This is a genomic window from Streptomyces sp. F001 (assembly GCF_004187715.1).
GTDB lineage: Bacteria > Actinomycetota > Actinomycetes > Streptomycetales > Streptomycetaceae > Streptomyces > Streptomyces flavusporus.
The window spans coordinates 1,119,958-1,136,368 of the sequence record NZ_QZWF01000001.1; the positions used below are offsets into that span (position 1 = coordinate 1,119,958).

Consider the following 16,411-nt stretch of genomic DNA (forward strand, 5'->3'; position numbering starts at 1 on the left):
AACCGGACACAGAGCCGGGCCGCCCGGGGGTGGGCGGTCCACCGGACGAGAGGGACCAGACTCATGAGCTCCGTTCTGGGCTCGGCAACCACGAGCCAGAATCCGACAACGGCCGGCGCATACCGGCCGATCTCCTCTCACCTGGCCATTGCGCCACCGGTGAGCGTGGTGATTCCCGCCATGAACGAGGCGGAGAATCTCCCCTACGTCTTCAAGACACTTCCGGACTGGATACACGAAGTGGTTCTTGTGGACGGCAATTCCACCGACAACACCGTCGAGGTCGCCCGTGACCTGTGGCCGGACGTGAAAGTCGTCGGACAGCGCGGCAAGGGCAAGGGCGACGCGCTGATCACCGGGTTCGAGGCCTGCACCGGCGACATCATCGTGATGGTCGACGCGGACGGCTCGGCCGACGGCAACGAGATCGTGTCGTACGTCTCCGCCCTCGTCTCGGGCGCGGACTTCGCCAAGGGCTCGCGTTTCGCCAACGGCGGCGGCACCGACGACATGACCTTCATCCGCAAGCTCGGCAACCGTGCCCTGTGCGCGGTCGTCAACCGCAAGTTCGGCGCCCGCTACACCGATCTGTGCTACGGCTACAACGCGTTCTGGCGGCACTGCCTGGACAAGATCGACCTCGACTGCACCGGCTTCGAGGTCGAGACCCTGATGAACATCCGGGTGGTCAAGGCGGGGCTGAAGGTGCAGGAGATACCGAGCCACGAGTACCTCCGCATCCACGGCACCAGCAATCTGCGCGCGGTGCGCGACGGGCTGCGGGTGCTGAAGGTGATCCTCAAGGAGCGCTCCAACCGGCGTGCGCTGCGCCGCCGTACGCACCCGTCCCCGATGCTCGACACGGTCCGGGGAGAGGTGTCTTGAGCAGTCCCGACATCTCCGTCGTGATCTGCGTCTACACCGAGGACCGCTGGGAGGACATCCTCGCGGCGGTCGCCTCGGTGCGGGCGCAGTCCCGGCCGGCTCTGGAGACGCTCCTGGTCGTGGACCACAACCAGGCGCTTCTGGACCGTCTGGCCGGGGAGTACAAGGAGGCCGGGGACGTGCGGGTGCTCGCCAACGCGGGCCCCCGCGGTCTGTCCGCCGGCCGCAACACCGGCATCGCGGCCTCCCGCGGCGACGTCATCGCCTTCCTCGACGACGACGCCGTCGCCGAACGCGACTGGCTGCGCCACTTCGCCTCGTCGTACGCCGACCCGCGGGTCATGGCGGTCGGCGGCCGTACCGAACCGATCTGGGCGTCGGGGCGCCGGCCCGCCTGGTTCCCGGAGGAGTTCGACTGGGTGGTCGGCTGCACCTACCGGGGCCTGCCGCGCGGACTGGTCCGGGTGCGCAACGTCCTCGGCGGCAACGCCTCCTTCCGCCGCAGCGCGTTCGACACGGCGGGCGGCTTCGCCACCGGTATCGGCCGCGACGGCGACAAGCGCCCGCTGGGCTGCGAGGAGACGGAACTGTGCATCCGCCTCACCCGCGCCCTGCCCGAGGCGGTCCTGCTGATCGACGACCGTGCGGTGATCCACCACCGGGTGCCGAAGGCGCGTGAGCACTTCGGGTACTTCCGTACGCGTACGTATGCCGAAGGTCTGTCGAAGGCACTGGTGGCCCGAAGTGTCGGCGCGGACAAGGGACTCGAGTCGGAACGCCGGTACACGACCCGGGTGCTGCCCGCCGGGGTGGCGCGCGGGCTGCGCGACGCCGTGCTGGCCCGGCCGGGCGGTGCGGGCGGGCGGGTGCGATCGTCGCCGGAGTGTTCGCGGCGGCCGGTGGGTACGTCGTGGGGAGTGTCCGGGCGCGCAGGGGCGGCACCACGTTCTCCGTGGCGCCGATCGAGGGGGGTTCCGGTGGCTGAGGTGCGCGTACCGATCCTCATGTACCACGCGGTCGCGACCGACCCGAACGACGCCACCCGCGCCCTGTCGGTCACGCCCGATGCGTTCGCCCGACAGATGGCGGTCATCGGCGACCTGGGCCTGACCCCGGTGACCACGGCCGATCTGGCGGCGCGGTGGCGCACGGGCCGTCCGCTGCCGCCGCGCCCGGTGCTGGTCACCTTCGACGACGGCTACGAGGGTGTGCACCGGCACGCCCTGCCCGTGCTGGCCAAGCACGGCTTCCCGGCCACGCTGTTCGTCTCCACGGGCTGGCTCCGGGGCGCGTACGACACCGGCGGCGGCCTGGACCGCATGCTCGACTGGGACCAGGTGCGCCAGCTGGCGGACGCGGGCGTCGAGATCGGCGGCCACAGCCACAGCCACCCGCAGCTGGACCAGCTCGACGACGACGCCCTGCGCTTCGAGCTGACCCGCTGCCGGGACATCGTGGCCGGTGAACTGGGCGCCCTGCCCGTGTCGTTCGCCTACCCCTACGGCTACTCCAGCCACCGGGTGCGACAGGAGGTGCGCGCCACGGGGTACGCCCAGGCGCTCGCCGTCGGCAACGGCCTGGCCCGCCGCCACCAGGGGCCGTACGCCCTGCGCCGTGTCACCGTGCGCCGCAGCACCGGCCTCGAGGAGTTCGAGCGGCTGATCGAGGGCCGCGCGATCGCCCGCACCTTCGCCAGGGACCGCGCCCTCACCAAGGGGTACGCGATGGTCCGCAGAGCACGACAGGTCCGCCGGAAGGCCACCAGAACCCGTGTCTGACACGACGACCACAGCACAGGCCGAACCCATCGAGACGCAGACCCCGGAGCAGCAGCCCCGGCGCCGGCTGCGCCTGCCCGCACTCGGCCGGTCGCCGGGCGGCGGTCAGCTGTTCCGCAACGCCTACGCGCTGATGCTCAACACCGGCATCTCCGCCCTCCTGGGCCTCGGCTACTGGCTGGTGGCGGCCCGCTACTACTCCGAGGCTGCGGTCGGTCAGGGTTCGGCCGCGATCGCCGCGATGAAGCTCCTCGCGGGGCTCACCGCGGTGACGCTCACCGGTGCCCTGGCCCGCTTCATCCCGGTCGCGGGCCGCACCACCGGGCGGCTCATCCTCCGTACGTACGCGGGCAGTTCGCTGGTGGTGGCGCTGGCCGCGGGGGTCTTTCTGCTGACGCTGGACGTGTGGGGGCCGTCGTACCGCTTCCTGCACGGGCCGCTGCCCGCCGCCGGGTTCGTGGTGGCCGTCGTCGCGTGGAACCTGCTCACCCTGCAGGACGGTGTGCTGACCGGGCTGCGCAGCGCGCTGTGGGTGCCGGTGGGTAACACCGTGTTCTCCGCGGTGAAGCTGGGGCTGCTGGTCGCGTTCGCGGTGGCGATCCCGATGACCGGCGTCTTCGTGTCCTGGGTCGCGGCGATCGCCACCTCCGTACTGCCGCTCGGCTGGCTGGTGTTCCGGCGGCTGGTGCCCCGGCATGTGAAGGCGACCGAGGAGCAGGCGAGGCCGCCGACGCTCGGGGAGGTCGGCAGGTTCCTGGCCGGTGACTACACCGGGTCGCTGTTCTCGCTCGCCGTGGTCTATCTCGTGCCGGTGATCGTGGCCGCGCAGGTCAGCTCCGAGGACAACGCGTACTTCTACATCACCGCCACCATCGGCGGCACGGTCAACCTGCTCGCCATCAACATGGGCGCCTCGCTGACCGTCGAGGGCTCGCACGACCCCGGCCGCCTCGCCGCCAACACCCGTGCCGCGCTGAAGCGGATGGCGCGGATCATGCTGCCGGTCGCCGCCCTGCTGTTCTTCGGCGCGCCGTGGATCCTCGGTGTCTTCGGTGCCGGCTACGCGGACGCGGCGACGCCGCTGTTGCGCTGGTTCGCACTCGGCGCGGTCCTGCGGGTCGTGATGGAGACGTACCTGGCGGTGCTGCGCGCACAGAGCCGCACCGCCGGACTCGCCTGGCTGCAGGGCCTGTTGTGCGTGCTGGTGCTCGGGCTGACGCTGCTGCTGCTCCCCCGCATGGGGCTGACCGGCGCGGGCGTCGCGGAGATCGCCAGCCTTGCGGTGATCGTGGCGATCGCCGCGCCCAAGTTGTACAAGATCGTCAGGGCTCCGTCCGTCGACCTCGTCGAGGGCACGGCACCCGACGGGGACCTCGCCGACCTGGGGGCGCGCGAGGTCCCGGCGGCGCCCGGGCCGGCGCGCAGGCGCGGGCCGGCCTGGGCGCTCGACGGCGACACCCTCGCGCTCGGCGTCCATGTCGACTTCGACCACCTCGAACGCCGCCCCGACGTGCGGCCGGGGCCGGGGACACCGCCGACGGGCGTGCCCGTGCTGCCGGAGCCGGAGGTGGACGCGCCGTTCGAGCCGGAGGCCGGCATGGCGGCCGTACCGGAGCCGATGCCGGAACCGGAGCCGATACCCGCCCCGGAAGCGGATGTTCCCCGTCCGGAGCCGTCGCTGCGACGCCTGTTCCCCACCCGCCTCGGTGTGATCCTCGGCTGTCTGCTGATCGCCGCCCTCCTGCTGTACTGGGTCCCGGCCCTGCGGCTCGGCGAGGCCGACCTGGACCGGATGGGCGGGCTCGGCCTCGTCTCCGTGCTGCCGGCCCCGACCCTGGTCGGCGCCGGACTTCTGGTCGTGGTGTTCGCCTCGCTGCTGTGGCTCGGTCGCGAGCACCGGACGCTGCTGCTGGTCACCCTGCTGGCGACCGTCGTGTCCCTGCACGCGCTGCCCGCGGTGATCGAGACCGAGCCGCGGTTCGCGACCGCCTGGCAGCACCTCGGGTTCCTCGACCACATCGACCGGACCGGCGTCGCGGTGCCCGACCTGGATGCGCGCTGGAGCTGGCCGGGCTTCTTCGCGGCCGCCGCGTTCGTCGCCCAGGCCTGCGGGGTCACGGACCTCACCGAGGTCATCCGCTGGTGGCCGCTGACCATGCAACTGCTCTGCCTGGCCCCGCTGTTCCTGCTGACCCGCTCGCTCCGGGCGAGCTGGCGCGCCAAGTGGACCGGGGTCTGGATCTTCGTGCTGAGCGGCTGGGTCGGGCAGGACTACTTCTCCCCGCAGGGCTTCACCTATCTGCTGTACCTCGTCTTCGTGGCGATCCTGCTCGTCTGGTTCCGTGCCCCGCGCGTGATCTGGACCAAGGCGCGTCCCGGCGAGGCGGAGGTCGAGCCGACCAACCGGCGGCAGCGGGCCGTGCTGCTGCTGGTGGTGACCGGTCTGTTCGCGGCGACCGTGCCGGCCCACCAGCTCACCCCGTTCGTGATGCTGGGCGTGCTCTCGGTCCTCGTCCTGATCGGCAGGTCCGAACTGCGCGGCCTGCCCGTCCTGTGCGGGGTGATGGTCGCCGCCTGGATCGGTTTCCTGGCCGAGCCGTACTGGTCCGGGCACTTCGCCGAGCTGTTCGGCGGGGTCGGCGGCGTCGGCGGCAATGTGTCGTCGTCGGTGTCCGGCCGGATCGAGGGCGGCAGTTCCACCCACAAACTCGTGCTGTACGCGCGCGTGGCACTGGCCGGCGGGGTGATGGCCTTCGCCTGCTGGGGCTGGTGGCGGCGGCGCGAGTACAAGTACCGGGAGCGTTCGCTGCTGGTCCTCGCCTTCGTGCCGTTCCTGGGCTTCGGCATGCAGTCGTACGGCGGTGAAATGGCGCTGCGCGTCTTCCTGTTCGCGCTGCCCGGCGCCGCCCTGCTGGCCGGACTGGCCCTGTTCCCGCGCACCGGCGTCACCGCCGAGGAGCGCGACAAGGACCGGGTGAGCCTCGCACCGCTGGCCGCGCTGATGGCCGGTCTTGTGCTCATGGGCGGCTTCCTGGTGGCCCGTTGGGGCAACGAGACCTTCGAACGGGTACGGCCCGGTGAGGTCGCCGCGATGGAGTACGTGTACGCCCATGACGACCCGAGCGTCCGGCTGCTGTGGCTCAGCGACGACCCGCTGGAGACCGTGACGCCGGCCCTGCCGTGGGGCGCCCGGGACATGGAGAAGGTGCAGTACGTGCCGACGCAGGCGCCGACCGACCCGGTGCTGGTGTCGGGGCTGGTCAAGGCGCTGAAGGACGCGGGGCCGAACTCGTATCTGATGATCAACCGGAGTCAGGTCACCTTCCTGCGCATGGACGTGGGCTACTCGGCGACCTGGGAGCCCCGGCTGATCCAGAACCTGGACCGGCGGCCGGAGCTGCGGAAGGTGTACATCAACGACGACGTCACCATCTATTCCCTGGCCCGGCAGCCCAGGGGTCCCGTGCCGGAGGCGGACCCGGGGCCGGCCGGACCGCTGGTGACCTGGACACCCTGGTCGGTGGTCGGGGCGCTCGCGGCCGTCGCGCTGATCGTGCTGCTGACGGCGCGGGAAGTGGTCCGGGTGGCGGTGCGGCCGAGCGTGCGGCAACTGCGGTGGCTGCAGAGCACCTTCTGGTTCTCGCTGCCGCTGCTGGCGGTGCTGCTCGCCTCGCTGGTGCAGCGGTTCCTGACGATGAAGTGAGCGGCCCAGGGCCTGTCCGGCGGACAGGCCCTACCGCTTGAGCCACTTCACCTCGTACGCCTGCAGGTCGAACCGCTTGCCGTCGACCTCGGTGCTGATCGCCCGGTCGAGCGTGTTGACCACCAGGACGGTCCTGTCGCCGGCGAGGACACGTACGTCCGCCGGGGCGGACACCGTCTCGTACGCGGTACCCGGCGGGAACTCGGCGTTGAAGCGGGCGACCAGGTCGTACATGGGCAGCCTGCCGCCCCCGTCGCCGGTGTCGGTCGGCGTCCACAGGCAGCCGGGGCAGTCGGGACCCGTCTCCTCCTCCGGGTTCCAGTAGAAGCCGGAGGAGGCGCCGCCCTTGACCATGGCGATCATTCCGGCGGCCTGGACGGCACCGCGGCGGGCCTCGGACCAGCCGTGCCGGTCGTCGTTGCCGTCGGACGGCTCGACGTAGTACTCGGCCCACCACAGCGGCAGATCGCCACCGGTCTGCCGGCGCACCCACTGGCCGACGGCCGTGAACTTGTCCGTCGCGGCGAACTCGTCGGGCAGCAGCTCGTCGTCCTTGGTGTAACTGGAGCCGTCCACGACGACGAAGTCGGCGCCCGCCTTGTGCTCGTTCCAGTAGCCGAAGGCGTCCAGGACCCGCTGGTCCATGGCGCCCCAGGGGCCCTTGAGGGTGCGGGAGGCGTTCTCGGTCTGGCGCGGGTCGACGCTGTCCATCACGAGGTACGGGCCGCCGACCATGATGTCGGCGTCGACCTTCTTCAGGGCCCGGTACACGAGGTTGTACAGCCTGGTGTAACCCTCGTGGTCCCAGCGGTGCTCCGCGTCGTTCCAGAACCCCTTGAACTCGTTCCAGACGATGAAGTGGCGCACGTCCGGATAGCGCTTGGCGACGGTCGCGGCGAGCGCGGCGAAGTCGTCGTAGTGCTCGGGGTCGGGGGCCGTCTCCAGGGCCGACTGGCTCCAGTCGGTGTTGCCGGCACCTGCCTCGCCGCCCTTCATCCAGTCCGGGGCGCAGCACAGCGTGATGACCGGCGTGCCCCCGGAGGCGCGGACGAAGTCGACCCGGCGGTCAAGAGCCGCGAAGTCGTAACGCCCCTTCACCGGCTCGGGGTTGTCGGCTCCCCAGCCCATGATGTGCTGGTTCTGCGGCAGGCTTGTGTTCTTGAGCAGGCCCTGGACACGCGCGGTGGCGGCGGTGCTGCCCTCGTCGGCGCTGAACTGGGTGTGGGTGAAGCCCCAGCCGACGTCCGGCTGCGGGTCCCGCGGCGGTGTGGCGGGCGTGCCGTGCACCTTGTCGCCGTCGGGCGAGGTGCCTTCGGTGCTCGCGCCGCCGCCGGGAAGCGTGCTGACCAGGGTCACCACCAGGGCCACGACGGCCGCCGACACACCGAGCAGCGCGGTGAGCCGCCACCGCCGTGCCCCCGAATCCCACCCATGACGTCCCATCGAGGGCAACAGTAACGGCGAGCAGGGCGATGGGGGCAGATGTCGTGGATGTACGACCCGGTAACGGGACGGAGAGGGACACAGCAGGAGGAGGAGCGTGGAGCCGACACTCCACGCGCACCGCGGAAACCGGGTGCACGCGGCGCCCGTGTGCCCGATCATGGCGGCATGTCTGCGAACCCACACGACGCTCTGCCGATCCGGCTCAACGTCGACGACAGCGACTCGCCGTCCGACGTCGTCGACGCGCTGTTCCTCGGCCGCTTCGCGACGGGCGAGCAGCCGTACTCGCATGCGGCCAACATCGACCGCGTACGGTCCGGGGCGACACTGCTGCCGCCGGACGCCCGGGTGCTGCGCGCGGCCCGCGACGACGACCGCAGCGCCACGCTGGCGGAGGGCGACGGCTGGACACTGCTCATCTCCCGCTGGAACCGCGGCGCCGACGTCACGGTGACGGCGACCAGCCCCGAGCTGGCGCAGCAGGTCCTCGACCAGGCCACGGACGGCGCGGCGGACGAACCCGAGCCGCAGCCGGAGAACGTCACGATGGGCTTCTGGTACGTCTCCCCGAGGCGCGGCCCGCACCGTACGACACGGCAGATCTCGGCGGGTACGTGGGACGAGGTCCGGGCCAACTACACGGCACCGGTCGCGGACGCGATGGACCGCCTGATGAAGACGACCCCGGAGGACATCGCTGGCCGGCTGCTGCTCCTGCACGGCCCGCCCGGCACCGGCAAGACGTCGGCGCTGCGCACGCTGGCCCGCTCGTGGCGGGACTGGTGCCAGGTGGACTGCGTGCTGGACCCGGAGCGCCTCTTCTCCGACGTCGGCTACCTCATGGACATCGCCATCGGCGAGGAGGACGCGGCGGGCAAGGGCCGCTGGCGGCTGCTGCTGCTGGAGGACTGCGACGAACTGATCCGCGGCGAGGCCAAGCACACGGCCGGGCAGGCGCTGTCCCGCCTGCTGAACCTCACCGACGGCCTGCTCGGCCAGGGCCGCAACGTCCTGGTCGGCGTCACCACCAACGAGGACCTCGAGCGCCTCCACCCCGCCGTCGTCCGGCCGGGCCGCTGCCTGGCCCGTATCGAGGTGGGGCCCCTGACCCGGCGGGAGGCGGTCGGCTGGCTGGGCAGCGAGGAGGGCGTGGGCCGCGAGGGCGCGACACTGGCGGAGCTGTACGCGCTGCGCCGGGGCACGTCACCGACGACGCTGCCGGAGCCGCGGGACGGGTCGGATGCGGGGCTGTATCTGTAGGGCTGAGGCTTCGGCTTCGGCCGGTGCTTTGATGGACGTATGACCCTGTTCGTCGGCACGTCGGGGTGGCAGTACAAGGACTGGCGGGGGCTGCTCTACCCCGACGGGTGTCCCATGCGTCTGTGGCTGGAGCAGTACGCGGAGCGGTTCGCCACCGTGGAGATCAACAACGCGTTCTACCGGCTGCCGACGCGGGAGAACTTCGAGGCCTGGCGGGATCGCGTGCCGTCGGACTTCGTGGTCGCGGTCAAGGCGAGCCGGTACCTCACCCACATCAAGCGGCTGCGGGACCCCGAGGAACCGGTGAACCGCCTGATGAGCCACGCGGAAGGGCTGGGCGACCGTCTGGGCCCGGTCCTGCTGCAACTCCCACCGACGCTGCGCGCCGATGCCGACCTGCTGGATGCCTGCCTCGCCTGCTTCCCCGCCGGCACGCGCATCGCGGTCGAACCGCGCCACGACTCCTGGTGGACGCCGGAGGTGGAGGCGGTGCTGCGCTCCCGGGGCGCGGCCCTGTGCTGGGCCGACGTCCAGGCCCGCCCGGTGACGCCGCTGTGGCGCACCACCGACTGGGGCTACGTCCGTTTCCACCAGGGCCGCGCTCAGCCGTGGCCGCGCTACGGCCGGCAGTCCCTGCGGACGTGGGTCCAGCGGATCGCGGGCACCTGGTCCGACGGGCACGACGTGTACGCGTACTTCAACAACGACCCCGGCGGGGCGGCGGTGGAGGACGCGGTGCTGTTCGGGGAGCTGGCGGCGCGGGAGGGGCGGACGGTCACACGGACTCCGGGGCGGCTGGAGCGTACGGCGTGACACCTGGTTCCCGCCGTGGCTGCTCGGCGTGATCCGCACATCTGATTCCGCCCGTGGCTACTCGGCGTACGCCGCCCGCAGGGCATCCCGAACCGCATCGAGCGCCGCGTCCTCGCCGAGGCCGAGCCGTCGGACCCGCTCGGCATAGGCCTGCGCAGCCGACGCCGCCTCCCGCTCGGCCGCCGAGCCCGCGGCGGCGACGAACGTCCCGTGCCGCCCTCGCGTCTCGATCACCCCGTCCGTCTCCAGCGCCCGGTACGCCTTGGCGACGGTGTTCGCGGCGAGGCCGAGCGACTCGGCCAGCCCCCGCACGGTCGGCAGCCGGTACCCCACCGGCAGCGCCCCGGACCGCGCCTGCTCGGAGATCTGCGCCCGCACCTGCTCGTACGGCGGGGCACTGTCGTCGATGTGGATCTTCAAGGTCACGGGCCGATTGTCCCGCACCCGCCGGAAAATGAGAGGCATCCCGCACTCGTCCCCACGTAACGTGCGCATCCATGACCGTCATCGTGCGCGACCTCCGCCCGGAGGTCCGAGCCGACATCGAGGGCTTCGCCCGCGTCAGGGGCCTCGCCACGCCCTTCCTCCTGATGACCCCGGAATCCCTCATGCACGACCTCACCCACATGAGCCCCGAGGCGCACTATCGCCCCCTCGCCGCCGTGGACGACGGCGAGGTGATCGGCACGGCCCAGGTGCACCTGGCCCACGACAGCCCCGAGCCCGGCCAGGGCAACGTCAACGTGTACGTGCACCCGGAGCGGACCCGCCGCGGCGCCGGCGCGCTGCTGGTCCGGGCCGCCGAGGAGCATCTGACCGCCCACGGCGCGACCAGGCTGTTCACCTGGGTCCTGGACGAACCCGGCAACCGCGCCTTCGCCGCATCGCACGGCTACGAGGCGAGCCGCTCTGCCCACTTCCTCCGGCTGGACCTGGCGAACAGCACGCTGCCACCGCTGCGGACCCCGCCACCGGGCGTCGAGCTGCGCACGGCCGCCGACTTCGCGGACGACCCACGCCCGATGTTCGAACTGGACGCGGAGACGACGTCGGACGAACCGAGCGACATCGACACCGAGTTCACCGACTACGAGGCCTGGATCGAGGAGACCTGGAAGCGCCCCCTGCTGGACCTCGATCTGACCACGGTCGCGGTCGTCGACGGCCGCCCCGCCGCCTTCACCGCGGCGTATACGGACGGCACCGGGCGCTACGCCACCGCCATGACCGGCACCGCCCGCGCCTTCCGCGGCCGGGGCCTGGCCAAGCTCGCCAAGAACGACTCGCTGCACCGCGCCCGCGCCGCCGGGTACATGGAGGCGTTCACGGGCAACGACGCCGGCAACGGCCCGATGCTCGCGATCAACAAGTGGCTGGGGTACGAGATTTGCGCAACGGAGGTGCGGTATGTCCGCGAACTCGGCTGACGCCGCACACATGGTGGACGTCGTCCTCGTCAAGGGCGGCCGGACGAAGATCCGTTACCCTGCGGAGCTGCTCCAGGACGACGGTGTCCGGATCTCGGTACGCGCCCCCTGGGCAGGCGACACCGCCCGCGACTTCGGCTTCGTACGCTTCGAGCAGGGCGACATCTTCACGGAGTACTACTGGCGGGACCGCTGGTACTCGGTGAAGGAGGTCCGCACGGCCACGGGCATCCTCAAGGGCTGGTACTGCGACATCACCCGCCCGGCCGCGCTCACCGGCACGGAGCTGGTCGTCGAGGACCTCGACCTGGACCTGTGGCGCTCCGCCGACGGCACGGACGTACGCCGCCTGGACGAGGACGAGTTCGCGGAGAGCGGCCTGCCGGAAGCGGACCCGGCAGCAGCCGCCACCGCCCTCGCGGCCCTGGACGAACTGGAGGCCCTGGCCCGCGGCGCCGACTTCGACGCGCTGCTCAAGTAGCGCAGCCACTCTCACACCACGCACACCACCGCATACCGCTCGTCGTCCACGCGTCTCCCCCACAGTCCGGCGTCCTCCGACAGCCGCTCCACCCGCACCCGCCCGCCGAGCGGCACGAGCAGCGCGCGAAGCCGCTCGGCCGGTATGCCGACCGGGCTGGTCCTCCCCCAGACGCCCTCGACCAGCACGAGCCGGCCTGCAGGCCGCACCAGTCCCCGCCAGTGCCGCAGGACGCGGCCGGGGTCGGGCAGCGTCCACAGGACGTGCCGTACGAGGACGACATCGAACCGCTGCGGCCCCACCGGCGGTGCCGCCGCGTCACCGACCAGGAACGCGGCGTCACGTCCGGCGAGCTTTGCGCGGGCCCGGTCCACCATGGCCGGGGACCGGTCGACGCCGGTCACGTGGTGTCCCTGCTCGGCCGCGAGGAGCGACAGGCTGCCGGTGCCACAGCCGAGGTCGAGGACGTCGCAGGGGGCGTCGGGCAGCCAGGTGCGCAGCCGTGTCGCCCAGGCCGCCCGGACGTCGGGATCGCGCAGTCCGTGGTCCGGCTCGTCGTCGAAGGTGGCGGCCGACGCGTCCCAGTCCACGTCATCCGCCGAGGTCGTTCCGTCCCGGTCATCCGTCATGCGCCCAAGAGTGACAGCCACCACTGACAGTCGAATCGTGACAGCCGCCACTGACAGACCCGTACCGATGAGGAACTCTCGCCGAAAGGGTCTACCTCCGTGAGATCACGGAAATGCGGTAGGCACTGAAGGAGGCAGCCATGCGCCGAGTCACAGTGCACAAGCCCCCACGGAAGACGGACACCCGCCGGGTCCGTGAGGAGGCCGAGGAGCGGCCCGCCGAGCGCCCGGAGGTGCGGAAGGACATCGCACGGACGTGGTGGCCGGACGGGTGACCGGGCCGGGTACCGGCGCACGGTGCCTCGAAGGCGCGGCGAACCGTACCTACCTCAGCGCAGCATGAGCACTCCCTTAAAGGGACCATAAGGATCTCCATCACCCGCCTCCAGCAGGCGATTTCACGGTTTCTTGGGGCTAGCTTCTGATCAGCCCCCACGGGATCCCCCCGGGATTCACCCCAGTGACCGTTACGAGGAGCTCCCCCATGCCCGCACGCCGCAAGGCCGCCGCCGTCGTCACCCTCGGCCTGGCCCCACTCGCCCTGACCGCGCTCGCCGCCGCACCCGCATCCGCGCACGGCTCGATGGGCGACCCGGTCAGCCGGGTCTCGCAGTGCTACGCCGAGGGCCCCGAGAGCCCCCGGTCGGACGCCTGCAAGGCGGCGGTCGCGGCCGGCGGCACCCAGGCGCTCTACGACTGGAACGGCATACGCATCGGCGACGCGAACGGCCGCCACCAGGAGCTGATCCCCGACGGCAAGCTGTGCAGCGCGAACAACGACGAGTTCAAGGGCCTCGACCTGGCCCGCGCCGACTGGCCCGCGACCGCCGTGAGCAGCGGCTCGTACACCTTCAAGTACCGCGTGACCGCCCCGCACAAGGGCACCTTCAAGGTGTATGTCACCAAGCCGGGTTACGACCCGTCCCAGCCGCTCGCCTGGGACGACCTGGACCTGGCCGACCCGGTGGCGACGGCCACCGACCCGGCCCCCGTGGGCGGCTTCTACACGTTCTCCGGCACGCTCCCCGAGCGTTCCGGCAAGCATCTGCTGTACGCCGTCTGGCAGCGCTCGGACAGCCCGGAGGCGTTCTACTCCTGCTCGGACGTCACCTTCGGCGGCGGCAGCGGCGAGCAGAGCGGCACGGAGAACGCCGGCGGCACCGACGCCTCCCCGGCGCCCACCGCGTCCGCCCCCTCCGAGGAGCAGATCGAGGACGGTACCGACAAGTCGACCGTCGAGAACCACGGCCACGGCGACAACGACGCCCGTACGTCGGCGGAGCCGGTCGCGGCGGCCAACCAGCCCAAGGCCGCCGGTGCCACCGAGAACCTCGCCGAGACCGGCGGCGACAGCGGCACGCCGTACATCGCCGTCGCCGGCGCGGCCGCGCTGGCGCTCGGCTCGGCGGCCCTGTTCGCGTCGGTACGACGGCGGGCGGTGGGCGGCCGGGCCGGCCGCTGAACCGGACTCCGGGGCCTGACCGGCGGCTCAGGCCGGTCAGGCCCCGGCGATGGCGGGGTGCGCGTCAACTGAACACCGACGCGCAGGTGGTGGGCTTCGCCCGCGCAGGATCCAGGGAGTTGGCCACCTCATGGAAGGCGATCCGGTCGAACAGGCCGATCGCCAGGTGCTCGGAGAGGTCGACCGGGCACAGATCCTGGAGCAGGACGTTGCGAACGTCCGGTCCGTCCAGGTACTGGCTGCGGTACGGCGTGGCCACCTGGTCGTACTTGGTGGCGATGACCGTGTACCGGACGCCGGGCACGGTGTCACCGCCCTCGTTGAGCTTGGTGAGGAAGGCGGAACCGGGGATCTGGTCGGCGAGGCCGGGGGTCGCGGTGGAGAGCAGGTCCTCGGCGCCCGGGAAGTACGGCAGCAGATGGGTGAGCCCACTGAGGGTGGCCCCGTGATTGTCGGGCGCGAGGCCGATGAGGGCGTTCACCTCGGCTGCTCCGCCGAGGAACTTCAGGTAGTAGCGGGGCATCATGCCGCCCTGCGAGTGACCGACGAGGTCGGCCTCGGCGGCGCCGGTCGCGGCGAGCACCTTGTCGACGAACGCGTCGAGTTGCTCTGCCGACTTGTCGATCGGACCGAGACCGTGGAAGAACGGGACGCCCGGCAGTTGGCCGTAGTCGAGCGAGAAGACGCAGTAACCGCGCTGGATCAGATACGGGGCAAGGCCCAGCCAGTTGTCGACGGAGTTGCCGAAGGTGCCGTGCACCAGGACGACGGGGCGCGGGTGGGCGGCGGACGGCTTGCAGGAGTAGTCGTTCCAGCCACTGTCCGAGGTCACAGTGGCGTCGGCCGCGTGAGCGGCGGTGGCGGCGGGGAGGGTGGCGACCACGGCGGTCAGCAGCAGCGCGGCCGCCGATCTGAGCACTCGTTTCCAGGGCAGCATCGGGTGATCTCCTTGCGGCTCAAGGGGAGGTGCGATGGCCTTACGCCCTGTGATCCGGATCACGAGGATGCTGTTCACTCGTCAAGTTACGGACGAGTAGTTCAAGTGGGAAGTTACGCGTCAGTAAAAACTTCCAGTGACGACAAGTCACCAGGAGGGACACATGGGCCGGTTGGGCACCAGACGCACCAACTGGCAGTGCAATGCGCGGACTTCGGCCTCCCCCCAGCCCACTCCACTCACGCGCGACGTCCGCAGCCGCCTCCTCCGCAGCCCGCGCACAGGCCCACTCGCGCCCAGTCAGCACGACGAGCCGGGCACGCCTGGGTCACCACCTCCATCGGCCTGGAGGCGGAGCTGGCCGACGGTACGCGTATCGTGCCGCCATGGGCCAACTGAACTGCTGATCGAGGGGAGTTACACCACCAACGACCCCGGAATCACCGCCCCCCGGCCCGATCTCTGTTTGGCGACGGTACCTGCGGATGTCGTTGCAGAGCGGGTGCATAGGATCGCCGGCATGGCACTGCGACCTGTTCAGGTGAACATAAAGGCTCTTGACGGCTCGGCGGTCGGCCGGTTCTGGGCGGAGGCGCTCGGCTGGAGTGCTTACAGCCCCGGCGTGACCACCTACGTCGGACCCGCCGGCGGCCTCGTCTGGCCGGACCCGGTCTTCGTCTGCGTCGACGTCGTTCCCGTCCCGGAACCCAAGACGACAACAAAGAACCGTGTGCACCTCGATCTCGCCACCACCTCGGCGGCCCATCAAGCGGAGTTGGTCGCGCGTCTGAAGGCTCTCGGTGCGACGCCCGCCCACGTGGGCCAGGGCAAAGTGCCGTGGACGGTCCTCGCCGACCCGGAGGGCAACGAGTTCTGCGTGCTGGAGCCTCGGGAGATCTACCGGGACACCGGGCCGATCGCCGCGGTGGTGGTCGACTGCGCGGATCCGCGGGCCATGGCCCGGTTCTGGGGTGAGGCGATGGACTGGACCCTGCACGAGGTGACCGACGACCATGCGGTGTTGCGCTCCGCCAAGGGTGTCGGCCCGTATCTCGAGTTCCTCCGCACGCCCGGCGTGAAGACCGTGCCGGACCGCGTCCATCTTGACCTGCTGCCGTACCCCGGTGACGACAAGGCAGCGGAGGTGGCCCGGCTGCGGGCCCTCGGCGCCACCGACCTCGACCTCGGCCAGGGCGACGTCCCGTGGACGTGCCTGGCCGACCCGGAAGGCCACGAGTTCTGCGTCCTCGCCCCCTCCTGACGCGGAGCCTTGACGACACCCCGACACGTGAGCCTTGGGTGCTCATGCGCCATGGCCCCGGGTGGTCGGGCTGCGGCGTCTCGGTCGATTCGGGCGGCGAGAGCTTGCGTGCAGGTGGTCAGCGATCGTTATGGCCGGCCGCCCCCGTGGGCGTCCGGTCAAGGCTTTGTGCGAACACCAGGCGAAGCGGCGCTGAGCAGCTGTGGCGAGACGCTCATGACCTGGACAGCCATCACGCTGATGACCCGCCGTCTCACCCGGAGGCCCGCCGGTCCACGCGACGGGCGGCTTGGGGGGCTTACCTCGATGCCCTTACGCGCGTGAGTGCG

Annotated in this window: 14 protein-coding genes and 2 pseudogenes; 12 read left to right on the forward strand and 4 right to left on the reverse strand. The window is 71.3% G+C overall.

Annotated elements, in window-relative coordinates; all coding sequences use genetic code 11:
- The first annotated feature begins 63 nt into the window (after positions 1–63).
- The 4 genes and pseudogenes from StrepF001_RS05160 to StrepF001_RS05175 all read left to right on the forward strand — a co-directional run bounded on the left by StrepF001_RS05160 (position 64) and on the right by StrepF001_RS05175 (position 6,366).
- Positions 64–885 carry a glycosyltransferase family 2 protein gene (locus StrepF001_RS05160; protein ID WP_129797062.1) on the forward strand — a complete coding sequence of 274 codons (822 nt, stop codon included), beginning with the start codon at positions 64–66 and terminating at the stop codon, positions 883–885.
- Positions 882–1,870 (forward strand): annotated as a pseudogene (locus StrepF001_RS05165) (glycosyltransferase family 2 protein). Before StrepF001_RS05160 ends, StrepF001_RS05165 begins: the two are co-directional and overlap by 4 nt.
- A 19-nt stretch (positions 1,871–1,889) precedes the next feature.
- Complete coding sequence (locus StrepF001_RS05170) at positions 1,890–2,663, forward strand: polysaccharide deacetylase family protein (protein ID WP_129797514.1); 774 nt, start codon at positions 1,890–1,892, stop codon at positions 2,661–2,663.
- The gene (locus tag StrepF001_RS05175) at positions 2,656–6,366 is read left to right on the forward strand and encodes a lipopolysaccharide biosynthesis protein (RefSeq protein ID WP_129797063.1); all 3,711 of its coding nucleotides are present in this window, start codon (positions 2,656–2,658) and stop codon (positions 6,364–6,366) included. The genes StrepF001_RS05170 and StrepF001_RS05175 overlap by 8 nt, the downstream gene beginning before the upstream one ends.
- A 30-nt stretch (positions 6,367–6,396) precedes the next feature.
- Here the strand turns inward: StrepF001_RS05175 and StrepF001_RS05180 are convergent, their stop codons facing one another.
- Entirely contained in the window at positions 6,397–7,809 is a 1,413-nt protein-coding gene (locus StrepF001_RS05180) for a xylan 1,4-beta-xylosidase (protein WP_129797064.1), read from the reverse strand.
- Positions 7,810–7,977: 168 nt separating this feature from the next.
- On the opposite strand from StrepF001_RS05180, the gene StrepF001_RS05185 reads away from it, so the two are divergent.
- Complete coding sequence (locus StrepF001_RS05185) at positions 7,978–9,072, forward strand: DUF5925 domain-containing protein (RefSeq protein ID WP_129797065.1); 1,095 nt, start codon at positions 7,978–7,980, stop codon at positions 9,070–9,072.
- A gap of 39 nt (positions 9,073–9,111) precedes the next feature.
- Positions 9,112–9,885, forward strand: coding sequence for a DUF72 domain-containing protein (locus StrepF001_RS05190; RefSeq protein WP_129797066.1), 774 nt, complete (start codon positions 9,112–9,114; stop codon positions 9,883–9,885).
- 57 nt (positions 9,886–9,942) lie between these two features.
- On the opposite strand, the gene StrepF001_RS05195 is transcribed toward StrepF001_RS05190, so the two are convergent.
- Positions 9,943–10,311 (reverse strand): GntR family transcriptional regulator, encoded by a 369-nt coding sequence (locus StrepF001_RS05195; protein ID WP_206306769.1) that lies wholly within the window; start codon positions 10,309–10,311, stop codon positions 9,943–9,945.
- A 71-nt stretch (positions 10,312–10,382) separates the two neighbouring features.
- Here StrepF001_RS05195 and StrepF001_RS05200 point away from each other — a divergent pair, with 71 nt between their 5' ends.
- A complete protein-coding gene (locus tag StrepF001_RS05200; RefSeq protein ID WP_129797068.1) occupies positions 10,383–11,312 on the forward strand; it encodes a GNAT family N-acetyltransferase in 930 nt (309 codons plus the stop codon).
- Positions 11,293–11,793 (forward strand): DUF402 domain-containing protein, encoded by a 501-nt coding sequence (locus tag StrepF001_RS05205; protein WP_129797069.1) that lies wholly within the window; start codon positions 11,293–11,295, stop codon positions 11,791–11,793. Before StrepF001_RS05200 ends, StrepF001_RS05205 begins: the two co-directional genes overlap by 20 nt.
- 11 nt (positions 11,794–11,804) lie before the next feature.
- Here the strand turns inward: StrepF001_RS05205 and StrepF001_RS05210 are convergent, their stop codons facing one another.
- Positions 11,805–12,422, reverse strand: coding sequence for a class I SAM-dependent methyltransferase (locus StrepF001_RS05210; protein ID WP_129797070.1), 618 nt, complete (start codon positions 12,420–12,422; stop codon positions 11,805–11,807).
- Between the two features lie 140 nt (positions 12,423–12,562).
- On the opposite strand from StrepF001_RS05210, the gene StrepF001_RS49395 reads away from it, so the two are divergent.
- Entirely contained in the window at positions 12,563–12,697 is a 135-nt protein-coding gene (locus StrepF001_RS49395) for a hypothetical protein (protein WP_129797071.1), read from the forward strand.
- 209 nt (positions 12,698–12,906) lie between these two features.
- Entirely contained in the window at positions 12,907–13,884 is a 978-nt protein-coding gene (locus StrepF001_RS05220) for a lytic polysaccharide monooxygenase (protein ID WP_129797072.1), read from the forward strand.
- Positions 13,885–13,948: 64 nt separating this feature from the next.
- On the opposite strand, the gene StrepF001_RS05225 is transcribed toward StrepF001_RS05220, so the two are convergent.
- Entirely contained in the window at positions 13,949–14,821 is an 873-nt protein-coding gene (locus StrepF001_RS05225; RefSeq protein WP_129797073.1) for an alpha/beta fold hydrolase, read from the reverse strand.
- Between the two features lie 324 nt (positions 14,822–15,145).
- Between StrepF001_RS05225 and StrepF001_RS47275 the strand changes: the two are divergent.
- Together StrepF001_RS47275 and StrepF001_RS05235 are read left to right on the forward strand one after the other, a co-directional pair.
- Positions 15,146–15,220 (forward strand): annotated as a pseudogene (locus tag StrepF001_RS47275) (cupin domain-containing protein); the annotation flags it as partial.
- A gap of 121 nt (positions 15,221–15,341) precedes the next feature.
- Positions 15,342–16,082 (forward strand): VOC family protein, encoded by a 741-nt coding sequence (locus StrepF001_RS05235; protein WP_129797074.1) that lies wholly within the window; start codon positions 15,342–15,344, stop codon positions 16,080–16,082.
- Positions 16,083–16,411: the final 329 nt, after the last annotated feature.

Coding starts and splice junctions, on each gene's coding strand:
- StrepF001_RS05185 (WP_129797065.1), top strand. CDS start 7,978: ATGTCTGCGAACCCACACGACGCTCTGCCGATCCGGCTCAACGTCGAC.
- StrepF001_RS05235 (WP_129797074.1), top strand. CDS start 15,342: ATGGCACTGCGACCTGTTCAGGTGAACATAAAGGCTCTTGACGGCTCG.
- StrepF001_RS05205 (WP_129797069.1), top strand. CDS start 11,293: ATGTCCGCGAACTCGGCTGACGCCGCACACATGGTGGACGTCGTCCTC.
- StrepF001_RS49395 (WP_129797071.1), top strand. CDS start 12,563: ATGCGCCGAGTCACAGTGCACAAGCCCCCACGGAAGACGGACACCCGC.
- StrepF001_RS05210 (WP_129797070.1), bottom strand. CDS start 12,422: ATGACGGATGACCGGGACGGAACGACCTCGGCGGATGACGTGGACTGG.
- StrepF001_RS05180 (WP_129797064.1), bottom strand. CDS start 7,809: ATGGGACGTCATGGGTGGGATTCGGGGGCACGGCGGTGGCGGCTCACC.
- StrepF001_RS05225 (WP_129797073.1), bottom strand. CDS start 14,821: ATGCTGCCCTGGAAACGAGTGCTCAGATCGGCGGCCGCGCTGCTGCTG.
- StrepF001_RS05200 (WP_129797068.1), top strand. CDS start 10,383: ATGACCGTCATCGTGCGCGACCTCCGCCCGGAGGTCCGAGCCGACATC.
- StrepF001_RS05190 (WP_129797066.1), top strand. CDS start 9,112: ATGACCCTGTTCGTCGGCACGTCGGGGTGGCAGTACAAGGACTGGCGG.
- StrepF001_RS05160 (WP_129797062.1), top strand. CDS start 64: ATGAGCTCCGTTCTGGGCTCGGCAACCACGAGCCAGAATCCGACAACG.
- StrepF001_RS05170 (WP_129797514.1), top strand. CDS start 1,890: ATGTACCACGCGGTCGCGACCGACCCGAACGACGCCACCCGCGCCCTG.
- StrepF001_RS05220 (WP_129797072.1), top strand. CDS start 12,907: ATGCCCGCACGCCGCAAGGCCGCCGCCGTCGTCACCCTCGGCCTGGCC.